We start from the raw sequence: 22,139 nt of genomic DNA, 5'->3' as shown, positions 1-22,139 counted from the left end.
AAAAACTTATAAAAATTGGAGGAAGTATATATGAAGAATCAAAAAGTAATCGATGTTTATAATGGATTGGTAGTGAAATTTAAGGAATTAGTTAGTGAATACGAAATTGATCATAATGACTATCAAGCCCTTGTTGATTGGATGGATCAACTAGGTAAAGCAGGAGAAATTCCGTTGTTTATGGATGTATTCTTTGAAACTCATGCACTTCAAGAAATGTATAAAAGTGTAAAAGGAACTGAACCTACTATTCTAGGACCTTATTATATTGAAAATACGCCAGTCGTTCAAAATCCAGGAGTGTTGCCACAACGTGAAAATGAACCAGGTGACACTCTTTACTTTTCAGGAACTGTGAAAGATGTAAATGGAAATCCGTTGGCAAATTCAAAAATCGATATGTGGCAGGCGGATACAAATGGTGAATACTCATACTTCGCTGAAGGTATTCCAGATAATAATTTACGTGGTGTATTTTACACAGATGAAAATGGTAATTTTGAAATTAAAACAGTTGTACCGGGTAATTATTCAATTCCAACAGATGGACCTTCGGGTCAGTTCTTAAAGTGGATTGATCATCATTCATATCGTCCAGCTCATTTGCACCTGTTATTCCAACCGGAAAATGGTGATAGATTAGTAACACAAATTTATTTTGAAGGCGATGAATATTTAGAAGATGATGTTGCACAAGGTGTTCGCGGAAGCTTAATTACGAAGTTAGATAAACATTCTGGTGCAGAAAAAGGATTGAAAAATGATTATTATACGGCTCATTTAGATTTTGAACTTAGATTACAAGATAAACCGGTTTTCAATAAAGCTGTCGTGAAAAATTAATCATTCAAACAATTGGGTATGAAATGAATGTCGAAGAAAAGGGTTAAATCCCTTAATATAGTGGCTTTGACTAATTCAAAAGCTATTACAATTTATGGGGTTTAAACCTTGTCATTGAAAAAACCAAAAGAAAGTAATTTACCTAAATAGCTAGTTTACTAATAAACAATCAATAATATTGAAGCAAGAGTCTTATCTTATTCTTAATGTGATCTGTAATCTATATTATCTGATTTTTCAATGTTATGCGAATTACCAGAGTAAAATACAGGTATTCTGGAAACACATTCTAAACCGAGATTTTTAAATGATGGGGGACGGAAAATGCGTAGTGTAGTAGCTTCAGATATTGTTTCTGCAAGTAAGTTTAACCGCTTTCATTTACTTGTTTTTCTTTGGTGTTTTTATGCCATTGCTTTTGACGGGTATGATATTGCAATGTATGGTGTGGGGCTGCCATGGATGATGGAAGAGTGGAATTTATCTTCTGTTCAGGCAGGTGCAGTTGGGAGTTATTCATTATTCGGCATGATGATGGGTGCTCTGATTTTAGCACCGATTGCTGATAAATTTGGTCGAAAAAAAGTACTTCTGATTTGTATGTTGCTATTCAGCTTATTTACATTGGGGGCAGGAATTGCACCCAATCTCACATAGTTTACCATCATGCGCTTCATAGCTGCAATTGGCATGGGGGCTTTGATGCCGAATGTTATATCGCTTATGACTGAATATTCTCCTAAAAAAAATCGTGCCATCATAGTTGCTGCGATGTATTGCGGGTATTCAATAGGTGGAATCATGGCTTCCTTGGTGGGAATGTATATAATTCCTCATACGGATTGGCGTGTATTGTACTTTATTGGAATTCTACCATTACTTACACTTCAATTATTCATAAAGCAGTTTCCTGAATCCCTTTCTTACTATTTAGCAAGGAAGGAAATTGGGAAAGTTGTTGGAATCCTTAATAAAGTCAAACCAGAAGGGGATATTAAAGTAACAGATGATTACCAGATTAAGGAAGCTGAACAGAAGGGAAAAGGGTCTCCGGTAAAAAAGTTATTCACGAACAAACGGGCATTCAGTATGATTTCCATCTGGATGGCAGTGTTCTGCACACTGATGATGGCTTACGGTTTAAATACATGGCTTCCCAAAATGATGCAAGATTCCGGATTTAGTATCACCTCAAGCCTTTCATTTAACTTGGTTTTGTGTCTTGGTCAGATTGGCGGTTCATTAGTAGGAGGTTATTATGCAGGAAAAATGGGACATCGTAAAATTCTAGTTACACTATTCTTTTTGGGGGCTGTTACCTTTGTCGCATTAAGCAAGACGACTAATGTGGTCAGTGTATATTTACTGATATTCTTAGGAGGCGCCTGTACGGTCGGTGCAATGAACTTAGCGAACCCTTATATTACAGAATACTATCCTCGTGAAATCCGTACAACCGGAATGGGCTATTCACAGGCTATCGGCAGGATTGGTTCTATTCTCGCTCCTACCATAATTGCTTTTCTTCTTACAACAGGTATGAATCCAAAGATAGCTTTTGCTACTTTTGCCCTGCCAAGTATAATCGCAGCAATCGGTTATATACTGGTTCAAGAAAAATACGGATCTTTTGACAGGGTAGTCAAGGAGGATAATGAAGAGGTAGAATCAGAGAAAGCGGTAACTGTCTGAATAATTGATTCATAATTCAGAAGACTATCCCCTAAGTAGTGTTATCTTTGCAATTAGGGGAGCTATTATCTACATGAACAAGTGATTGTACTCTAAATTTTGTCTATTTTTGAAAAAAAGTGCTTTGAAAATATCAATCTAATCCTGAAGAAAATCTATGTAATTGCAAAACTCAGCATAGATGAAATCCAAAAAAAGTTAGTAGAACGATGTACTAATGTAGGCATTAGGTAAGGGGGAGAATTATTGAGCTCAGAATTAAAGGCAATAATAGAGGATCACACACATGAACTGGCAGCCAACAAATCAAAAAAGGGAAAACCGAAAACAGTTCGATGGTTTATCCTATTTCTCATTGCTTTAGTCACCTGTATAAATTACATCGACCGTGCAATCATTTCACTTGCTGCGCCAAATATTCAAGCCGATCTACAAATAGATCCGGCTTTGATGGGTGTTATATTTTCCGTTTTTGGTTGGAGCTATACCTTCTCCATGCTTTTTAGTGGTTACTTTCTTGATAAATTTGGACCAAGAAGGGTATACACGGTTTCTCTTATTTTCTGGTCTCTATTTACATTCTTGGTAGGAACCGCGAAAAATATAACATGGTTAGTTACATATCGTATTGGACTTGGCGCATTTGAATCTCCATCTATTCCTACTAACGCCTGGTGCGTATCCGAGTGGTTTCCAAAAAAAGAACGTGCTACTGCTGTAGGTATTTATACGGGTACCCAATATATTGGGTTAGCCTTTCTGACTCCAGTTTTCACCTGGATAATCATAACGTTTGGGTGGAATTACCTTTTTTATATCGCAGGAATTGTTGGAATACTTATTGGTTTAGTTTGGTTTGCGTTCTATCGCAATCCAAGGGAACATAAGAGGATTTCTCAAGAAGAACTCGATTATATCAAGGAAGGTGGGGGGCTGATTGGTACCGAAGAGAAGCACCCATTCTCCTGGAAACGGATAGGTCAACTGCTTAAGCACCGTCAAATTTGGGGGATGTTTATCGGGCAATTTTCCATTCAAACTACTTTGTTTTTCTTTATGACTTGGTTTCCATCCTATTTGATTGATGAAAAGGGAATGACGATGCTAAAAACCGGAATTTATGCAAGTATCCCATATATTGTAGCTATATTTGGTACTCTCATTGGTGGACGATGTTCTGATTGGATGCTGACACGTGGTTTATCAACAGGAATGGCACGTAAACTGCCTATTATTGTCGGATTGTTACTGTCTTGTTTAATCCTGGGGGGGGATTATACGGATTCACCAAACATAGTCATCACCTTTATGGCCATTGCATTCTTCGGACAAGGGATGGCATCCACTGTTACCGGTGCCCTTTTAGCTGATATCGCTCCGAAAGGTATGGTGGGCCTAACAGGTTCCTCACTATATTTTGTTGCTAACATTGGCGGGGCTTTATCTCCGTTAATCGTCGGTCTCATTATTAGTGCAACCCATTCTTATGCAGCAGCTCTAACATTTATATCGGTAGTTGCTCTAATCGGCGCATTTGCTTATATCTTTCTTCTTGGAAAAGTTCGTCGTATAGAAATTACGGAATAGTAAAATTTAGATTTGGGGAAGGTGGAATTACAATGAAGCTTAGTTTATGTACCACAGGATTTAAGGAATGGGACATTGAGGAAATTATAAAATGGTTACTTCCATTGCAAACGGATGTAAAAGGACTTGAACTTTGGAATAAACATATAGAACGATTTCAGGAGAAGCAAGGGCCGCTGGATAAATTAGCTCTATTACTAGAATCCAATGATTTACAAATAACGTCCATTAGTGGATATACCACATTTTCCAAACTTTGGAATCCGAAAGAACATCAAAACGAAATCAATCAAGCAAGAAGATTGTTAGATATGGCTCATCAGTTAAACTGCCCGTTGATACGGACGTTCGCAGGACATATTGCGTCAAGGAATGCATCACCAGAGCAATGGTCAGAAACGGCTACCGAATTAAATAAATTAGCTCAAATGGCAGATCTGTATGGAGTGGACGTAGCAATTGAAATTCACTATGATTCCTTTGCTGATAACCTTGAAGCCATTCATAAACTTTTACAAGATATAAACCATCCAAGGATAAAACTGATTTTCGATGGTGCAAACTTATACGTTGATCAATTGAATCCGATGGAGGTATTGGAATCTGTTTTCTCCCATGTCAGCCATGTGCATTTAAAAAATTATCACTACAATCATAAAGAGCGATATAAAAACAAACCAGCACCTATTTTTAGCGGGGATGTGGACAATGTTCGTTTGCTGGAAGAATTGAGAAGGCTGAATTATACAGGTTTTGTTTCTTTGGAGTATTTTGGTGAGGAAGGAATACCTAACTTGCTTGCTTCATTAGAACAATGGAAGCATCAACTGACAATATGAACCTCTTGGGTTTGTTAGATGTGAAATCAATAGGGATTTTGAAATATGATATGATAGTGAATGTGTTATGAAATACCTTGAAGAATACATCAAAAAGCTATCGATTTTAAGTTCCACTATAAATATGTAACTGGTTTGCTGATTATTAATTGATTGATGAATGATAAGCTAAGAAAATAGGGAAGATTATACTCTCTTGTTTTTCTTGGCTTTTTTTCATGTGCAGTAAAATGAAACGTCCTTTATCACCAGTTTCTAATAATTTCCGTAACTTTTTATTTAAAAATAGTTGAAATCACCACTAAATAAACTTTATTGGTAACTTATGTGAATAATTGTCAGTACTAAATGACTATAGAAAAAATTAAAATTCAATATGTTTGGTTCTGGTACAAAGACTGGGTAGCACCTATTACTATTGGGTGAAAAACTTCGGTCGTCCTGATCCAGATGCAGAACTGAAAGGATTGATTAAATCTGTTTTCGATGAACATGAAGGTCGGTTTGGTTACCGTCGAATTCGTGATGAACTTAGAAATCGTGGACACAAAGTAAACCACAAAAAGGTACAGCGAATCATGAAAGAACTAGGACTAAAATGTCTTGTCCGTATGAAAAAATATCGCTCTTACAAAGGAACTGTGGGTAAGATTGCACTAAATATTTTAGATCGTAATTTCAAAGCTGAAAAACCAAATGAGAAATGGGTTACGGATATTACAGAGTTTAAATTATTTGGAGAAAAGCTATATTTATCGCCGATATTGGACTTATTTAATGGAGAAATTATTACGTATACAATCGGTTCAAGACCAACCTACTCACTCATTTCAACGATGTTGGATCAAGCTTTTGAACGTTTAACAGACGACGATACTCTCCTTATTCATTCAGATCAAGGCTGGCATTATCAAATGAAGCAATACCGTAATACCCTTAGTGAACGTGGCATTACGCAAAGTATGTCTCGCAAAGGGAATTGTTACGATAACGCTGTTATGGAAAATTTCTTTGGTATCATGAAATCGGAACTTCTTTATCTAAAAGAATTTGAAAGTGTGGAACACTTTAAACACGAACTAGCAAAATATATAGAATACTATAATCACAAACGAATCAAGGCAAAATTAAAAGGCATGATCCCGGTACAATACCGAGCTCATGTCCAACGGGCTGCCTAACGAAATAACCTGTCTAACTTTATGGGGTCAGTTCACGTAGAGGAGATCGACTTTTTAGGTTGGAATTTTCTTAGCGTATAAAATTTCTAAAATGGGCGGTATAGTATTGTTGCTACTGTTCGTAAAGGTACACCTTTCAGACGCCTATAAGACTATAAGCCCCCATATTAGGGGTTTTTTTTGTTTTAAAAGGGAATATCGCAAAGTTTCAACTTGATGAGCATGTTATCCTATTAATAAATTTTCAATTAAAACCCAAATTAATATTTACTTTTCTGGATTTTTTTGCTACTTTAATAATATAGTTGAATTCAACTTGAATTCAAGTAAAAAAATTAGGAGGCTCCTATGAAAAAAAGGACAACTTTGAATGAAATTGCATATCACAAAATTAAAGAAAAGATTATGAGGGGGGATTTTATAGAAGAGAATTATACCTCGCAAAATCAATTAGTTGAAGAACTTGAAATGAGTCGAACTCCTATTGTTGCAGCACTTCAAAGGCTTCAAAATGAGGGTTTTGTCAAAGTAATCTCTAATCAAGGAATTGCTATACAAGAATTATCGATTAAAGAGATTAATGATTTTTTTGATGCACGTATTGCAATTGAAACTTTTTCTATTAGGAATACGATTGACATGCTTAAAGAAAATGACCTTGCAACCTTATATGAAATGGTTAATGAGCAAAAACAATGTTGTGAAAATGATGATTTCTTTAGCTTTGTCCAGCTTGATGCTGATTTTCATTACTATCTTTTGGAAGTTGAAGGAAATAGCTTATTTCTCCAAACAATGTCCAATATAAGTGAAAGACTTTTTTATAACTCAACGTGCTTTCTAAAAAAGAAACAAAATATGACGAAGTTTATTCAAGAGCATATTGACATCCTTGAAGCTTTAAAGCAGAAGAATCACCATTTAGCAGTACATGAGTTGGAAGAACACATTCGAGGAGGGAAAATATCCCTATTTTAAATAAACAAATTAAGGAGATGGAAAAATGAAAAAAACTAATGTTCTTAAAGAAATGAGCTGGAAGGTATTTGTAGAGAGAAAAATGGAAACCAATTTAGCGATTATTCCTACAGGAGCTTTTGAAGTATATGGTCCGCATTTACCACTTGGAAGCGATACGTTAGTAGCTGCAAAAATTGCAGAACTCGTAGCCGAACGGGTAAATAGCATAATAGGTCCAACTTTGGAAGTAGGTGACTCATCAATGTTGGATGATTTTCCCGGAACAATTACCATTCGACCTGAAAGCTTTAAAGAGTATTTGGTAGATACAGTTAACAGTTTGAAAAAGTGGGGATTCAAAGACTTCTTATTTATTAATAATCATGTAGGAAATGTTCCTGTCATCAACCAAATTGCTTATGATCACCGTGACTATGATGAGTTTCGATTTGCACAAATCGATTATTGGAGGTTTTTAAAAACACTTGATAATGGAATTGTTGAATCTGGAGCATTAGCCCATGGACATGCGAGTGAAGCAGGTACATCAGTCCTTTTATATTTATACCCAGAACTGGTTGACATTGAAAAACCGGTAAACGAGCCACCAAAATTCATTGATCAATTCCCTGAAATTATTCAGTATCCAAAATACAGCATTTACAGTGAGTCAGGGACAGTTGGAAACGCAAAATTAGGAACAAAAGAAAAAGGTGAACGATTGGTAAACCGTTCTGTAGACAAGATTGTTCAATTTTTACAAGAAAACTGGAATATTCCAGAGGAAAACCAAGAACTTCAACAAACTCTATAATTGTTTTGTAAGCGCTTTAAATTCCTGAAGACATTACTAAAAACCTTTGCAATTTACTATTTTATGTTTTGATCTGGGATAATCTCAATGATACCGGTAATAGGAACTAAGGTTTTGACGATTTAGAAGAAAATTAAAACTGCAAGAGAAGAAATAAAATTAAATGAAAGTAGAGGGGAAGAACATGTTTAAAATTAATCCTAGAGTACAAGGTATTAGTCCAAAGCTCATTGATTTGTATCAAAAGGTAGATCCTTCAACGATTGGACATATGACAGATTTTGGTTTTCTTAAGGGCTTACAACCACTTTCTCGTCCAATACGATTTGTAGGTAATGCTATTACCGTTCGGATCCCACATATGGATTCTACTGCTGTGCATAAGGCATTAGATTTAATAGAACCAGGTGATGTAATGGTAATAGATATGTCTGGAGACGAACAACGGTCTTGTTGGGGAGGAATGGTGTCTTACGTTGCGCATGCTAAACAAGTAGCTGGTGTGATTGTTTCAGGTTGCATCAATGACGTTCCAGAAATATTAGAACTAGGCCTACCTGTTTTTTCTCTAGGTATAAGCCCTCTAACAACAAGAATTCTTGGAATAGAAGGAGAAATCAATACAACAGTAAGCGTATGTGGTGTAAGTATTAATCCAGGCGATTTAGTGGTTGCAAGTGATGATGGTGTATTCGTTATTAATCCTAAAGATGCTGAACAGTATGCGATAACAGCTATCCAAAAACAAGAGGCTGAGATAGAAATGAAAAGACAAGTAGATTCCGGCATTAGTTTAGCTTCATTAAGTGGAGCGGAAAAATTCTTTAGATAATAAAGGAGTGAGTTGTTTGAAGAGCACTAATGTCCGATGGCGAGTTATATTTTTTATCATGGTTCCAATGCAATTAATGATGTCATTAGATCGAATCAATATTAGTGTTAGTGCACCACTCATTCAGGAAGATTTTGGTCTTAGTTTAACTGAAATTTCATTTGTATTATCGGCTTTTGCCTGGACGTATGCATTATGTCAAGTACCTGCCGGAATTTGGGTACAACGAATAGGCTCTCATAAGGCAATTGCTATTGCAGGTATTCTTTGGTCCGTAGTTACATTTATTACTCCATTTGGATCCGGCTTAATTTTACTGATCTTCTTTCGCTGCTTATTAGGTATTGCCCAGGCTGCAGATATACCAGGTGGAATAAATGCTATCAACACTTGGTTTCCTAGAACGGAAAAAGCCAGAGCTAATTCTATCTTTTTAAGTTCTGGTTATTTAGGATTGGCAATTGGTACAACATTAACTGCATGGATTATTTCACGATTCGGTTGGGAATGGAGTTTTTATAGCTATGGAATCATTGGAGTAGCTGTTGGCTTGTATTGGTATAAGAGGTTTAAGAATCATCCGAAAGATCATCCAGCTGTGAATCAGGGAGAGTTAGACTTAATTACCGAAGAAACAAAATCCAAAGAAGAGAACAATGAAGTGGTATTCAAAACATCACGGAAAGAATGGAAAACACTTTTGAGCAAGTCCCAATTTTGGGCGATTGGTTTTCAATATTTTTGTTTAGTATTGGTGGAAAGCTTTTTTATCACGTTACTACCTCTATTTCTTCTCCAATCGCGTGGCTTGTCCATTGAAAGTACAGGAATTGTGGCAGCATTGCCTTGGTTAGCATTAGCGGCTTCTGTAGTGGGTATGGGGACTTTAGTCGATTTCGTTTATCGTAAAACAAAATCTCGTATTACCTCACGTGTTCCTTTTGGTATTGTAGGATTCATCATCAGTTCTAGTTGTCTATGGTTTGCCTCTCAAGCGACTTCTACTTTTAACATGTCTATTCTATTAATGATTTCAATGGCTGGAATAGGTATGATACAAGTACCCAATTGGTCTGCCGTTCAGGACATCGGAGGAAAACATAGTGCTTCATTATCAGGATGGGTAAACTTTTGTGGAAACGCTGCAACGGCGATTGGTACTATACTAGTGGTGCAAACAGTCAATCTCACTGGAAATTGGAATATGGGTATCATGTTATTAACAATTATGGGTGGATTGGGTGCTATCTCGTGGTTATTCATAAAACCTAACAAGTCCCTTTTTGAAGAGGAACAAATTGAAAGCGCTATCGTAAACAACGAAACTCGCAATACGGTAATATGATTTATTAAAAAGTTTATTAGGAGGATTATTATGAAAGTAGCTATTGCTCAATTATCTACAAGTACCGATAAAATGTCTAATTTGGAGAAAGCAAAAAAATACATTTCTAAAGCAAAAGGATTGGGAGCAGATTTTGTTATATTACCTGAATTGTATATGGCACTAGCTATCCCAGGTTCCGGAATTTCACCCGTTGATGTTGCTGAACCATTGGAGGGTCCGTTTGTTTCAGGATTAGCTGAGGCGGCTCGAGAAAACGAAATTTATATAGTTTGTGGAATATTTGAGTCAAAAGTAGATGATGAGCAGCGTGCATATAATACGACAGTATTTATCGATCGTTACGGACAAATTATACAATCTTATCAAAAGACTCACTTATACGATGCTTTTAACTATAAAGAGTCTGATACCATTGTCCCTGGTGATAATCAATATAAAGTAGTAGAAACGGAATTTGGAAAAATAGGTTTTATGGTTTGTTATGAATTACGATTCCCAGAGATAGCAAGGCAATTAGCACTCCAAGAAGCGGATATTCTGTTTATTCCTGCTGGATGGGTAGCGGGAGCTATGAAAGAGGATCATTGGGAAACTCTACTTCGTGCCAGAGCCATTGAAAATACTGTGTTCGTTTGTGCTTCTAACCAAGCCGGCAATGTCTTTTCTGGACGGAGTATGATTGTCGATCCAATGGGAGTTATAGCAACTAGTGGAGGCGAAGAAGAAACTTTGATTATGTCTGATATTGACCTTGATCGTGTACATCGTGTGAGAGAAAAACTCCCTTGTTTAGTTAACCGTAAACCTGAATTTTATGTTACAACTTGATGTTCCTAGAGAAGTTCTTTACTGACATCTTGCAATTAATCTTCCCAACTTGAACATTTTGAAATTCAGTAGACAATGAGTTTATAATAGGTGTATCAAATAGTCCTGTTGCGTCAGGGATAAAAATTTAACTTAGTGGTCGCACACTAGGTTATAGAAGAAGTCATTTCCGTTAGTGCCTGAGAAACACTAACATATGGAAATGGCTTTTTTGTTTATCCGTTCGTTTTTAAGTTACTGATAATTTTACCTCTATCAAACTGGTAAAGCAACCATAATTAACAAGGTTCTGATAGTTTCCGCCATACCGTAAAAAGTAAAAAAGCCCAGCCCATTACAGGCTAAGCAGGTTCCGTTTTGATGTCTGTACCCCAATTTCAGCTTAGAGTGGTGGGACTGGTGGGATTGGAAGCTGTGGAGGACGCTGATTGTAGCTTTTGTTATACCATCCCATATATACAACCCTCCTTTTTCTACTATATATGTGGGATGAAAAAATACAAGCTTGTCCAAATTACCTAAGTTCAGTGAAAAAGTATATATCTCTATTGGGTTAGATATTTAAACATTTTGACCTTTATACTATAGTTCGTAAAAGTAGACTTTTGCAAACGGTTCTTTTTTGTGCAAAATCATCTTACTTTAACGTTCATTAAAGTTAGAAATAATTTTACGGACGTTCGTATATTTATATACACTTTTACGAACGTTTTGGTGGAATAAGAGAAAAGTAGAAGAGGGAGTAATAAATTGGATATTCGTAAATTTGGATACATACGAGTCAGCAGCAAAGATCAAATAGAAGAAACTCGTCAAAAAAGTAGCCTTTGCTCAACAGGAGCAAAGGCTTTTCAACGATAGGAGGAATAATTTATCAGTTTCACCAATTTTATAGATTGATATACATCTATTTTAAAAGTAATAGCGTTGAATTTTGCAACGAAGGATATTTGTACATAAAAAGCATAATTCACTTCGTCAGAGAGCGAATCTCAGCACAATTATAACAACAAAAGAGAACCCATAAAAGCTCCCTCAATTTCTGTTTAATCTATTAAGTTCTAGCTCATGTTTTCCAACTTTTTCAGCAAGGTAATCAATATTTTCATTGCTCTCTTAGTATATTAGTTTAATTCCGAATTATGGATAATAGAAGGTCGAGGTAGTAGTTAAATTAACTTCTTGAACAAATACTGGAAACGAAGAGTGATCTTTTACCAGTGTCTCCTTTGCAGAGATAAGTATGAAACCAAGAAGTTTTAAATTTTTGTGTCTTAGTAGTACTTCCATGCTGGGCGTATTAACAACAGTATGGAAATCTCTCTCAGCTGTTCAGGTAAAATCCAGTTCTAAAGTCGTCATTCCTCTTCCTTACATATTTTTGGATGCTGCCCAATATTTTTATTCTTGAGACGAGGATAATATTAGCATGTCCAAGTTTGACAGATTTTTTATATCAGAGCGTTGGATTTCTCTAATTCTATTTATATCAATAATATCAATTGTTTGACTAGAGAGTTTGATTATACCGTCTTTAACCCATTTTTGGATGATTTTATTTACGGTAATACGGGACGTACCAACGTAACGGGCAAATGCTGTTTGATTAATAGCAAACTTACCGTTTTCGTTAACAAGCTTTAATAAGTAGTGTGCCATTTGCTGTTCAACAGGGCTATCAAGAAAAGTAATAATTTCTGCCAATAATCTAAATTTATAAATTAGGGAATTTGTAAATATTGTTGCTGCATTTGGGTGTTCTTTACATACTTTTAGTAATGCTTCATCAGAGAAATAATACAAAACGGAAGGGGAGGTTGTAAACGCGGTAGTGGAATAAGGTTCTTTATTAATTCCATTCTCTCCAAACAACATACCTTCCGGAACATAATTAACAGTACGCTCTTCTCCTTTATCGGATAGAATTGTAATTTTTATTTCTCCCTTACTTAAGTAATAAAACCCTTTTCCATCCTCTCCCTGGTGATAAATAACTGTATTTTCTTTCACCTCAATAAATTGTCCATATGTCAAAAATGGACTCCATGTAAAACGAAGATTTAACATTCTATCACCACTCCTGATAAATAACGTGTTTTTTATTTATGAAGAAATTATTACATTTAGTCGTATCTAAATGTAATCGGATGACACACCGAGCATTAAAGCTTTCAAACGAACTTCTCTTGGTAGACTCCACCACGATTACAGTGGGAAAGTCGCCTTTATCACAGGGAGCGTGCAGGAATCAAACTGCATGTTAGCTATTCTCCTCTCACTGAAATACCTCTTCATGTCGTTGGAACCACTGGACTTGTGCATGATGGACCAATTGTTGAACAGTTGGTCGATTTACGATTTATCATGGTAGAAAATCGAGTCTATTTTAAGATCAAAAGAATCAATCAGTTTACGGAAGACCATCAAAAGTTTGTCATCCGAATGAAAGAAAATACAGAAATCTTTTGAACACATTCTTTACAACGGCTAAAGCAAAATGCATCGCCCGTCAAGCGTGACAACACCTGCCAACTAGGTACCGAGCAATCTCGTTCAATGAAACGTCAACGCGTTGTATTTTTTAGGACGATTATGGTAATGAGATGCGTGAAGTCACCAATCTGATGAATGTTGCGCCAGAAGCCATTGCAGATATATACAAAACAAGGTGGAGAATCGAAACGTTCTTCCGATGGATCAAACAGAACCTAAGTGTCCCTGTTTTATTTGACACGACAGAAAACGCCGTCTTTAATCAGATTTTGCTGCTTTGATTGCATATGTTCTATTTAAATGGCTCTATTCGAAGACATCTGAAGGGCGAGTATTCAATAAATTGTTGTTTATCACTTTTCAGCGACAATGGCTAAAAGCCAATTTACCTATAGACTGGCGAATAGCTGTTGTTTTAAAAACTATAGAGAATTACAAGAGATATGTCTGTCTAATTTTGGATAATCAACACTCATGAATTAATAACATAGTTTCTTAACAGATCGGGATCTCTAATTAATAGCTTTCGACTTTGTATTTCGATTAAATTTTCTTTCTGCCATTGTTTTAATATTTTGTATACAGTTATCCGTGTCAAGCCTGTACACGTTACGAGATCTTTTTGGGTTAGATGAACTTCATGATCTTTAAAATCATAACAAATATTTAGAAGTATCAAGGCAATTTGACTCTCTGCAGAGTGAGAATTCAAATTAATTAGCTCAACAAGCCCGTGTATTTTTTGTATTACAGTTTTTGTGAAAAGATTTAAAAACGTTGGTTGTAACCTTAGGAGTTCTTTAAACTTCTCATAAGGAAAGTAATAGAGTATGGAGTCTTTCACTGTTACAGCCGTTGTAAAGTGAACTTGTTGATCCATGGTTTGAACACCTAATAGTTGACCAGGAACTACAATGTTTAACATACGGTCTTTTTCCTTTGTTGTTGAGGTAATAACTTTAATTAAGCCCTTATGAACATAATAAAAACCATCTCCAATAGTATCTTGTTTATATACCCCTGTTTTTTCCTTGAAAAATTGTCTAATTCCAAATTCTAAATAATTTTCCCAATTGATGTAAGTATGCTGGGAAATAATCATAGTAGTCACTCCTAGAATTGTAATTTTCAATGAGTATTTTTTGATGGAATCTTGAGAGCATTATCAATGCCCCTAGTAGTAGCATTATTTTTAAATAGAACGCGAGTAAATGATTATGAAATGGACTAATAAAATTGTATTTCTAATCTAGATATTCGATGTAATTATTTGATGGGTTCAATTATATTAACTTTGTTATGTTTTCTTACGAGGAATTACTTAGAGTTTAATAGTTTGATGGGAAATTTTCTTCAAACATAATTGGTAGCGCTTTCTTTTTTGGGTATTTGACTAATGATCTTTTGTAACTTAGGACTCTTTAAAACCTTTCTATATATAGCGACGACGAAAAAGCTTTTTAAATACTTTACACTAGTTTAAATATAAATTTATTTAAAATCAATCTATTATTTTAACGATGGTTGCATTAGGGACCTTACTTGGGTTTGTCTGTGCGTGCGGTGCCGGATTCATTATATCTAGTTTAACGTTAGTTTTTAAAGTTCCCATCTATCAAGCATTGGGGACCTCTCTAACGGCCTCAAGTTTTAGTAGGAACCATTTTTGGAGCCTATGTAGGAACAAAATTTACAAACTTCGCACCCAAATTATTTTTGAAAGTGACAGTGGTCGGAACTCCTGCATTGGCCGGCTTTTTACTGTTAATTTAGCGTTGATGCCATTTTAATAGACGTTAAGGGGGCTGACTCAAAAACATGTTACGTGCCTTCGGGATCGAGCCTTTTTTAACTATTTTTCAGAAAATATAAAAAAATCAAAAAGGTTAAATAGTTTACAGTTTTATAACTGATTTGGGCTTATTATCAACTAAAGGGATTGAATCAATAAAGATGATATTTAAAATAACTTTGAGGGAGAGTGATAATAAAAAATAGATAATAACTTTCTATTAAAGAAATGCATGTCGATGAAGTCCACCGTGTTTTAGAAATGAGTAGATAGTAAAGATATGTTAATGAAAACCAAAAGATATAGATGCTATTAAATAAACATATAAGGAGAAATGATTATGGGAATCCGTACAGGTGCTCAATATATAGATGCAGTAAAGGCGCGAAAACCCGAAATTTGGATGGCGGGGAAAAAAGTTGAAAGCGTGTTGGATGAGCCAGTATTAAAACAGACAGTACTTGAAATCGCAAAGCTATATGATATGCAACATGATCCGGAATATCAAGATAGGATTACTCATGTCTGTGAAGAAACTGGGGAAAGAGTGAACAATGCGTTTTTGGTTCCCAAAAACTATGAAGACTTAACTAAGCGTAGAGCAGCGTTTGAGGCCTTCGCAAAGGCTACTTTTGGTTTAATGGGAAGATCTCCAGACTTTTTAAACGTGGTAATTACTTCTTTGTACAGTAATTCTAACTTTTTTGAAAAGTACAATCAGCAGTGGGCTGAAAATATGCGTAATTACTATCGACATGTTCGCGATAATGATTTGTTTTTAACGCATGCCATTATCAATCCTCAAAATGACCGAAGCAAATCCTCTCATGAGCAACAGGATATGTTTTCTCATTTAGGAGCTGTTGAAGAGACGCCTGAAGGACTTATTGTGAGAGGTGCTAAATTTTTGGCTACACTTGCTCCTGTAACAGATGAAGTTATTATTTATACCTTCCCAGGATACAAACCGGGTGATGAACGTTATGCGCTATCATTTGCACTTCCAATTGATACACCAGGACTTCGAATTATTTGTCGCGAACCGATGCAAGATGGGAAGCGTCCATTATTTGATCATCCATTGGCATCACGCTTTGAAGAAATGGATGCACTGTTAGTCTTTAAAGATGTTTTAGTTCCTTGGGATCGAGTGTTTATTTATAACAATATTGAAGCTGCAAACCTCCTTTATCCAAAAACAGGAATCGCTCTGCAACCATCACATCAATCGGCAGTGAGAGGGCTCCTAAAACTTCAATTTGCTACCGAAGTAGCATGCAGGTTAGCTGACTCAATTGGAGTAGATACATTTTTACATGTACAGGAAAACCTTGGTGAGCTAATCCAAGCTGTGGAATCTATTAGAGCATTAATGCTTGTTGCTGAGCATGAGTATGAGATTACACCAGAAGGTGAGGCTATTCCGAATTGGGTACCTCTTGAAACGATTCGAGGTTTCTTGCCGAAGATGTATCCGCGTGCGATTGAACTGATGCAAACAATAGGGGCTGGTGGATTATTGTTGAGTCCAACTGGTGCTGATTTTGAAAATCCAGAGCTGAGAGAAGATATGGATCGCTATTATGTAGGGAGAGAGGGCGTTTCTGCAATTGATCGTGTAAGCGTTTTCAAACTTGCTTGGGATTTGTGCGGAGAAGCTTTCGGACAACGCTTGCTTCAATATGAACGTTATTATACAGGGGATCCGATACGGAAGAAAGCCATTTTTTATAATACAATTAAACGTCAGCGTAAGTTTGACATGGTGGATGAAGCATTACAAGTAAGTGAGTTGCTAGAACTAATGAAGAAGTAATACCCTGATTTTATGTAATGAGGAGGTAGAGGGTATAGAAACGCATGCAGAAGGAACTTTAACACTGCCAGGCTCGGTCATAGCAATTGGCGCGTTCGATGGGGTTCATCAAGGGCATCAAGCTGTGATTAGAGAAGCTGTGAAAAGAGCTAAGATTCTAGGAGTACCAAGTTTGATATATACATTTGATCCCCCTCCTCGATTTTATTTTCAAGGGGTTCGTATTTTAACTACGGTTGAAGAGAAACTGGTTTTATTTGATAAGTTAGGGGTCGATCATGTTGTGATTGCACGGTTTGATGAATTTTACACAATGCGTCCCCCTATAGATTTTATTGAAGATTTAAAGAAATTTAGTCCAATAGAAATCATAGTAGGAAGTGACTTCCGATTTGGAGGAAATCGAGAAGGAGATATTCAACTACTTGAACAGTATTTCCAGATTCGAGTTAATCAGCCTGTTTGTTGCTCAAAGGGTAAGGTTATTTCGTCTACCAGAATACGAAAACTGATATTAACAGGAAACATTCAAGAATCCCTTTCTCTGTTGGGACGGCTATCTGGAAGTTAATGAAATAAGGCGAAGGAACATTATGCTCTGTTTACCATCAGTTGGCGATAACAGATGGATACCTAAGGTAGTGTAGGACTTTCAAGGAGGATCTTAAATGAAATTATTAGGAATATCTGGAACTGTTGTTGGAGCGAAAACATGCGTTGTTGTACAGAAGATTTTAGAGGAAGTTAAAAAAACACATCCAGAAGTTGACGTGGAATTGTTGGATTTGAGAAATTACTCTGTTTCTTTGTGTGATGGACGTGACCTTTCTAGTTACTCGGATGATACAAAAAAGGTCGTTGACATTGTTTCGTCTGCTGATTTCTATATTATCGGTACCCCTATATTTCAAGGCTCTCTCTCTGGGGCGCTTAAAAACTTATTTGACTTGGTGCATCCGCAAATTCTACGCAATAAAGTAATGGGGTTTATTGCTACAGGTGGAACTTATCAACATTACTTAGTGATTGAAAATCAATTGAAACCAATTGCTGGTTATTTTCGGACCTTCGTAGCACCGGGCTCTGTTTACGTTCATACCGACCATTTCAATAAGCAGAATGAAATAGTGGATGAAGAAGTATTAAGCAGAATTTCGGATTTGGCAAAAGAAGTAGTCTTTATGCAAAAAGCATTAAAAGCCTAAACAATGAAATTGTATAGTGGGAAATCCTTTTCACCTGTAGTCTGGATGATGAAAATGCATTTTTATAATTCTTTAGAGGGAGTATCTCAATGCCTATCGTTGAAATGAAAATTATAGAGGGTCGAGATCAAGAAATAAAAAACCGCTTGATTGAAAATGTAACACAAACGGTATCTGAAACGTTAGGGGTATCCCCCGAAAGTATTAGGATTTTAATTTATGACATTCCATCAACACATTGGGCCATTGGGGGAGAAACGGTTCAAAAAAGAAGAGGGTAATGGTGACACATTTAAATAAGTCGATATTGATCTTAAAGCTCTCACAAAAATCAAACAATGAAACAATAAAAAAACATATATGGAGTGATTAAAACTATGAGTACTTTGAATACAACTTTCAATACAATTAATCTATGGAAATTTATTGAGGAAAATAAAGATCAACTTAAACCTCCAGTGAATAATAAAGTGGTTTGGAAAGATTCAGAGTTAATGTTTATGATACTGGGGGGGCCGAATAAACGACGTGATTTTCATGTAGATCCCTCAGAGGAGATTTTCTATCAGCTAAAAGGGGATTGTTATGTTGAAATTATTAATAAAGAAGGAAAGAGAGAAGTAATAACCGTAAAAGAAGGAGAAGTATTTCTACTTCCTCCGAATGTTCCTCATTCTCCACATAGAGTTGCTGATACCATTGGTATAGTTATAGAACGTGACAGGATTGAAGGCGAATTAGAGGATTTTGTATGGTTCTGTGATAAGTGTGATTCTGAAATGCACCGAGTCAGTGTTCAATTAACCAATATTGAAATTCAAGTAAAGGAAGCCATCAACCAGTTCAATGGTAGTCTAGAATTACGAACATGCAAAAATTGTGGACATGTTATGTCGAGGGAAGCAGGGGAATGGAAATGCGAGTAGATTTTCATACACATATTATTCCAGAGAATATTCCAGATTTCTCAAAAAGATTTAAAGGAGATCGATGGCCTGTTTTACAACCAACTTGTTCCTGTGGAGCCAATATTATGGTTGCGGGAAAAGTTTTTCGAGAAGTTACAGATCAAGTTTGGAGCCCTGAAAAGCGAATTCAAGACATGGAACGAGAAAAGGTGGATATTCAGGTTTTATCCCCTATTCCTGTAACATTTTCTTATTGGGCGCCTGCTGAAGAAGCGGAAATCATGGCCCGTATTCAAAATGACTTTATTGCAGAAACAGTAAATCAGTATCCAACAAAATTTATTGGACTAGGTACGGTTCCATTGCAAAATGCAACTTTTGCTATTCGAGAGATGGATCGCTGTATTCACGAGTTGGGCTTAAAGGGGATTGAAATTGGGACTAATGTAAATGGAAAAAATCTAGATGATCCTTCATTAGTTGAATTTTTTGAAATGTGTGAGAAGTGGGAGGTCCCTCTATTTGTTCACCCATGGGAGACGTTAGGAGGAGAAAGGATGCCCCGTCACAATTTAATGTACACGGTCGGCATGCCTAGTGAAACGGCCCTAGCAGCAGCTAGTTTAATATTGGGCGGTGTGATGGAGAAGTTTCCTAGGTTAAAAATTTGCTTTTCTCACGGCGGAGGGTCTTTTCCATTCATTCTTCCTCGATTAGATAAAGGGTGGCAAGTATGGCCACATTTAAGACTAATCGACAAACCTCCAAGTTATTATGCCAAGAAGTTTTATTTTGATTCGATCGTAAATGATCCAGTGAATATCAAATATCTCGTTGAAAATTTTGGACATGATCGAGTGATTATGGGGTCGGATTACCCATTCTTACTTCGAGAAGTTCCACCGGGACAGGTTATTGACGATGCCATGGCACTCACTTCAGAACAAAAGCTAGCTATGCTTGGAGAGAATGCTCTTAAATTTCTAAATATTGAAAAAGCGGTGATTAAACAATGAAAAGCCAAACTGTGACACCCGAAGAGAAATTGGAAGAACTAGGATTAGTACTACCTATACCGCGTCAGGCGGCTGGGAACTATGTCAGCTGTGTACGGACAGGAAACTTGATTTTCACAGCTGGACAAGGTACCGATGAGTATCGCGGCAAGCTCGGTAAGGATGTAACGGTTGAAGTTGGATATGATGCTGCTAAACAATGCATGATGAATCTTTTGGCGGTCGTAAAACAAGAGATCGGGGAACTAAGTAAAGTAAAACGCATTGTTAAAATATTAGGATTTGTGAACAGTACTCCTGATTTTACTAGCCAGCCCAAAGTAATGAATGGTGCTTCAGATTTGTTGGTAGAAGTATTCGGTGAGAACGGGAAACATGGAAGATCGGCTGTTGGAATGGCCCAGCTCCCACATAATAATGCGGTCGAAGTGGAAATGATCCTAGAAATAGAGGAATAGGAGGGTACAGATGAGCTCTTTACAGGGGAATCAAATAAAAGTGAAAGACGCAAAACTTTTTATCAACGGTGAATATATTAATGCGGTATCAGGTGAGACATTTGATACGATTGATCCTTCAACAAACCGGAAACTTGCTTCAGTGGCAAATGCTAGTGAGAAAGATGTTAAGCATGCGATTGAGGTCGCACAACGTACATTCGAAAGCGGTGTTTGGAGTGAAATGCCGGTTGAGGAAAGATCGAAAATTCTTTGTAAAATGTCTGATCTAGTTATGGAACGAGTAAATGAGTTAGCTCTTATTGAAACGCTAGATGTCGGAAAACCAATTAAAGAGAGTAGAGAATTTGATATTCCTAGGGCGGCATCCAATTTACGTTTCTTTGCTGAAATGGCTAAATACGTCCACCAAGAGCATTATCAGCAATCTAAACATATGTCCTATACAAAGTATGCAGCAGCAGGTGTGACTAGCTTGATCATTCCATGGAATCTTCCTTTTATGCAAATGACATGGAAAGTATCTGCAGCATTGGCTGCCGGAAATACAGTAATTGTGAAGCCGGCCTCTTATACACCGCTCAGTGCAGTTATGTTAGGGGAAATTGCCAATGAAGCGGGACTTCCCCCAGGTGTCCTAAATATTATTACCGGACCGGGTGGAACCGTCGGTACTGCAATGTCTACAAATCCATATGTACGCCGTATTTCTTTTGTTGGGGAGACTACGACCGGCCAAACAGTTATGAAAAACGCAGCCTCTCAATTAATCCCTGTATCGCTTGAATTGGGCGGGAAGTCAGCTAACATCGTTTTTGAAGATGCAGACCTAGATGAGGCGGTAAAAGGTTCGATTGAGGCTATTTTTAGAAATCAAGGGGAAATCTGCTTGGCCGGTTCTCGCTTATTAATACAAGAAAGCATTTATGATAGATTCCTAGAAAAGTTTGTTAATGCTGTAAAGAAGATTAAGGTTGGAGACCCGCTGGATGAAGCTACCGATATGGGAGCCCTAGTTTCCCGCAGTCATTTAGAAACGGTTGATAATCATGTTCAAGCTGGAATGTCTGAAGGGGCAAAACTAGCAATTGGCGGTAAGCGAATTCTGGGATTAGGTGAAGGAAACTTCTACGAGCCTACTGTTCTTTATGATGTAGATAACAAAATGAGAGTAGCCCAGGATGAAATATTTGGTCCTGTACTTGTTGTGATTCCTTTTAAAACAGAAGAAGAGGCAGTGAAAATTGCTAATGACTCGATTTACGGTCTTGCGGGTGTGGTCTGGACGAATGATCTACAGCGAGCCCACAGAGTTGCTTCCCGAGTCAATTCTGGCTTGTTCTGGATCAATTGCTGGTATTACAGAGATTTGAGAACTCCTTTTGGAGGGTCAAAGGCGAGCGGAATCGGTCGAGAAGGTGGACGCCATAGTTTTGAATTCTACACGGAAGCAAAAACTATTACGATGAAATTATAGAAGCAAAATATAAAGAGTGGCTAAGAGTCACTATTTATATCTAAGGAAGG

20 protein-coding genes and 3 pseudogenes are annotated in these 22,139 nt (G+C 36.7%); 21 read left to right on the top strand and 2 right to left on the bottom strand.

Going from position 1 to position 22,139, the window contains the following annotated elements; translation table 11 throughout:
- The first annotated feature begins 30 nt into the window (after window positions 1-30).
- From JFU24_RS00825 to JFU24_RS00780, 10 genes and pseudogenes are all read left to right on the top strand, one after another.
- Complete coding sequence (locus JFU24_RS00825; RefSeq protein ID WP_201184095.1) at window positions 31-843, top strand: dioxygenase family protein; 813 nt, start codon at window positions 31-33, stop codon at window positions 841-843.
- A 324-nt stretch (window positions 844-1,167) separates the two neighbouring features.
- Window positions 1,168-2,535 (top strand): annotated as a pseudogene (locus JFU24_RS00820) (MFS transporter).
- Between the two features lie 246 nt (window positions 2,536-2,781).
- On the top strand, window positions 2,782-4,122 hold the full coding sequence (locus JFU24_RS00815; RefSeq protein ID WP_201249290.1) for an MFS transporter: 1,341 nt from the start codon (window positions 2,782-2,784) through the stop codon (window positions 4,120-4,122).
- 32 nt (window positions 4,123-4,154) lie between these two features.
- Window positions 4,155-4,961, top strand: coding sequence for a sugar phosphate isomerase/epimerase family protein (locus JFU24_RS00810; RefSeq protein WP_201184089.1), 807 nt, complete (start codon window positions 4,155-4,157; stop codon window positions 4,959-4,961).
- A gap of 404 nt (window positions 4,962-5,365) precedes the next feature.
- A pseudogene (locus JFU24_RS00805) lies at window positions 5,366-6,142 on the top strand (IS3 family transposase); the annotation flags it as partial.
- 348 nt (window positions 6,143-6,490) lie between these two features.
- Window positions 6,491-7,120 (top strand): GntR family transcriptional regulator, encoded by a 630-nt coding sequence (locus JFU24_RS00800; protein ID WP_201184086.1) that lies wholly within the window; start codon window positions 6,491-6,493, stop codon window positions 7,118-7,120.
- Window positions 7,121-7,145: 25 nt separating this feature from the next.
- Window positions 7,146-7,916 carry a creatininase family protein gene (locus JFU24_RS00795; RefSeq protein ID WP_201184084.1) on the top strand — a complete coding sequence of 257 codons (771 nt, stop codon included), beginning with the start codon at window positions 7,146-7,148 and terminating at the stop codon, window positions 7,914-7,916.
- Between the two features lie 184 nt (window positions 7,917-8,100).
- Window positions 8,101-8,748: an RraA family protein gene (locus JFU24_RS00790; protein WP_201184082.1), complete on the top strand. Its 648-nt coding sequence runs from the start codon at window positions 8,101-8,103 to the stop codon at window positions 8,746-8,748.
- 16 nt (window positions 8,749-8,764) lie between these two features.
- Complete coding sequence (locus JFU24_RS00785; RefSeq protein ID WP_201184080.1) at window positions 8,765-10,093, top strand: MFS transporter; 1,329 nt, start codon at window positions 8,765-8,767, stop codon at window positions 10,091-10,093.
- A 30-nt stretch (window positions 10,094-10,123) separates the two neighbouring features.
- The gene (locus JFU24_RS00780) at window positions 10,124-10,924 is read left to right on the top strand and encodes a carbon-nitrogen hydrolase family protein (RefSeq protein WP_201184077.1); all 801 of its coding nucleotides are present in this window, start codon (window positions 10,124-10,126) and stop codon (window positions 10,922-10,924) included.
- A gap of 1,401 nt (window positions 10,925-12,325) precedes the next feature.
- Here the strand turns inward: JFU24_RS00780 and JFU24_RS00775 are convergent.
- On the bottom strand, window positions 12,326-12,991 hold the full coding sequence (locus tag JFU24_RS00775; RefSeq protein ID WP_201184074.1) for a Crp/Fnr family transcriptional regulator: 666 nt from the start codon (window positions 12,989-12,991) through the stop codon (window positions 12,326-12,328).
- 180 nt (window positions 12,992-13,171) lie between these two features.
- On the opposite strand from JFU24_RS00775, the gene JFU24_RS30610 reads away from it, so the two are divergent.
- Both JFU24_RS30610 and JFU24_RS30605 read left to right on the top strand, forming a co-directional pair.
- Window positions 13,172-13,393 carry a transposase gene (locus JFU24_RS30610; RefSeq protein ID WP_201184268.1) on the top strand — a complete coding sequence of 74 codons (222 nt, stop codon included), beginning with the start codon at window positions 13,172-13,174 and terminating at the stop codon, window positions 13,391-13,393.
- A gap of 134 nt (window positions 13,394-13,527) precedes the next feature.
- On the top strand, window positions 13,528-13,698 hold the full coding sequence (locus JFU24_RS30605; RefSeq protein ID WP_201184071.1) for a transposase: 171 nt from the start codon (window positions 13,528-13,530) through the stop codon (window positions 13,696-13,698).
- 191 nt (window positions 13,699-13,889) lie between these two features.
- Here JFU24_RS30605 and JFU24_RS00760 read toward each other — a convergent pair whose 3' ends face one another.
- On the bottom strand, window positions 13,890-14,519 hold the full coding sequence (locus JFU24_RS00760; RefSeq protein WP_201184069.1) for a Crp/Fnr family transcriptional regulator: 630 nt from the start codon (window positions 14,517-14,519) through the stop codon (window positions 13,890-13,892).
- A gap of 418 nt (window positions 14,520-14,937) precedes the next feature.
- Here JFU24_RS00760 and JFU24_RS29885 point away from each other — a divergent pair.
- The 9 genes and pseudogenes from JFU24_RS29885 to JFU24_RS00720 form a co-directional block, all read left to right on the top strand.
- Window positions 14,938-15,072, top strand: a pseudogene (locus tag JFU24_RS29885) (sulfite exporter TauE/SafE family protein); the annotation flags it as partial.
- A gap of 477 nt (window positions 15,073-15,549) precedes the next feature.
- On the top strand, window positions 15,550-17,025 hold the full coding sequence (locus tag JFU24_RS00755) for a 4-hydroxyphenylacetate 3-hydroxylase family protein (protein ID WP_201184065.1): 1,476 nt from the start codon (window positions 15,550-15,552) through the stop codon (window positions 17,023-17,025).
- A 34-nt stretch (window positions 17,026-17,059) separates the two neighbouring features.
- On the top strand, window positions 17,060-17,596 hold the full coding sequence (locus JFU24_RS00750; protein ID WP_201249371.1) for an FAD synthetase family protein: 537 nt from the start codon (window positions 17,060-17,062) through the stop codon (window positions 17,594-17,596).
- Between the two features lie 97 nt (window positions 17,597-17,693).
- Window positions 17,694-18,230, top strand: a complete 537-nt coding sequence (locus JFU24_RS00745; protein WP_201249289.1) for an NADPH-dependent FMN reductase — start codon at window positions 17,694-17,696, stop codon at window positions 18,228-18,230.
- 89 nt (window positions 18,231-18,319) lie between these two features.
- Window positions 18,320-18,511: a tautomerase family protein gene (locus JFU24_RS00740; protein ID WP_201249288.1), complete on the top strand. Its 192-nt coding sequence runs from the start codon at window positions 18,320-18,322 to the stop codon at window positions 18,509-18,511.
- Between the two features lie 96 nt (window positions 18,512-18,607).
- The gene (locus tag JFU24_RS00735; RefSeq protein WP_446728282.1) at window positions 18,608-19,156 is read left to right on the top strand and encodes a 3-hydroxyanthranilate 3,4-dioxygenase; all 549 of its coding nucleotides are present in this window, start codon (window positions 18,608-18,610) and stop codon (window positions 19,154-19,156) included.
- A complete protein-coding gene (locus JFU24_RS00730; RefSeq protein ID WP_201249370.1) occupies window positions 19,147-20,154 on the top strand; it encodes an amidohydrolase family protein in 1,008 nt (335 codons plus the stop codon). Before JFU24_RS00735 ends, JFU24_RS00730 begins: the two co-directional genes overlap by 10 nt.
- Window positions 20,151-20,612 carry a RidA family protein gene (locus tag JFU24_RS00725; RefSeq protein WP_201249287.1) on the top strand — a complete coding sequence of 154 codons (462 nt, stop codon included), beginning with the start codon at window positions 20,151-20,153 and terminating at the stop codon, window positions 20,610-20,612. Before JFU24_RS00730 ends, JFU24_RS00725 begins: the two co-directional genes overlap by 4 nt.
- A gap of 10 nt (window positions 20,613-20,622) precedes the next feature.
- Window positions 20,623-22,089: an aldehyde dehydrogenase gene (locus JFU24_RS00720; protein ID WP_201184056.1), complete on the top strand. Its 1,467-nt coding sequence runs from the start codon at window positions 20,623-20,625 to the stop codon at window positions 22,087-22,089.
- Window positions 22,090-22,139 lie beyond the last annotated feature (50 nt).

The sequence above is a fragment of the Peribacillus sp. TH27 genome (assembly GCF_016650915.1).
GTDB classification, from domain to species: domain Bacteria; phylum Bacillota; class Bacilli; order Bacillales; family DSM-1321; genus Peribacillus; species Peribacillus butanolivorans.
This window is presented reverse-complemented; position numbering and strand designations above follow the sequence as displayed.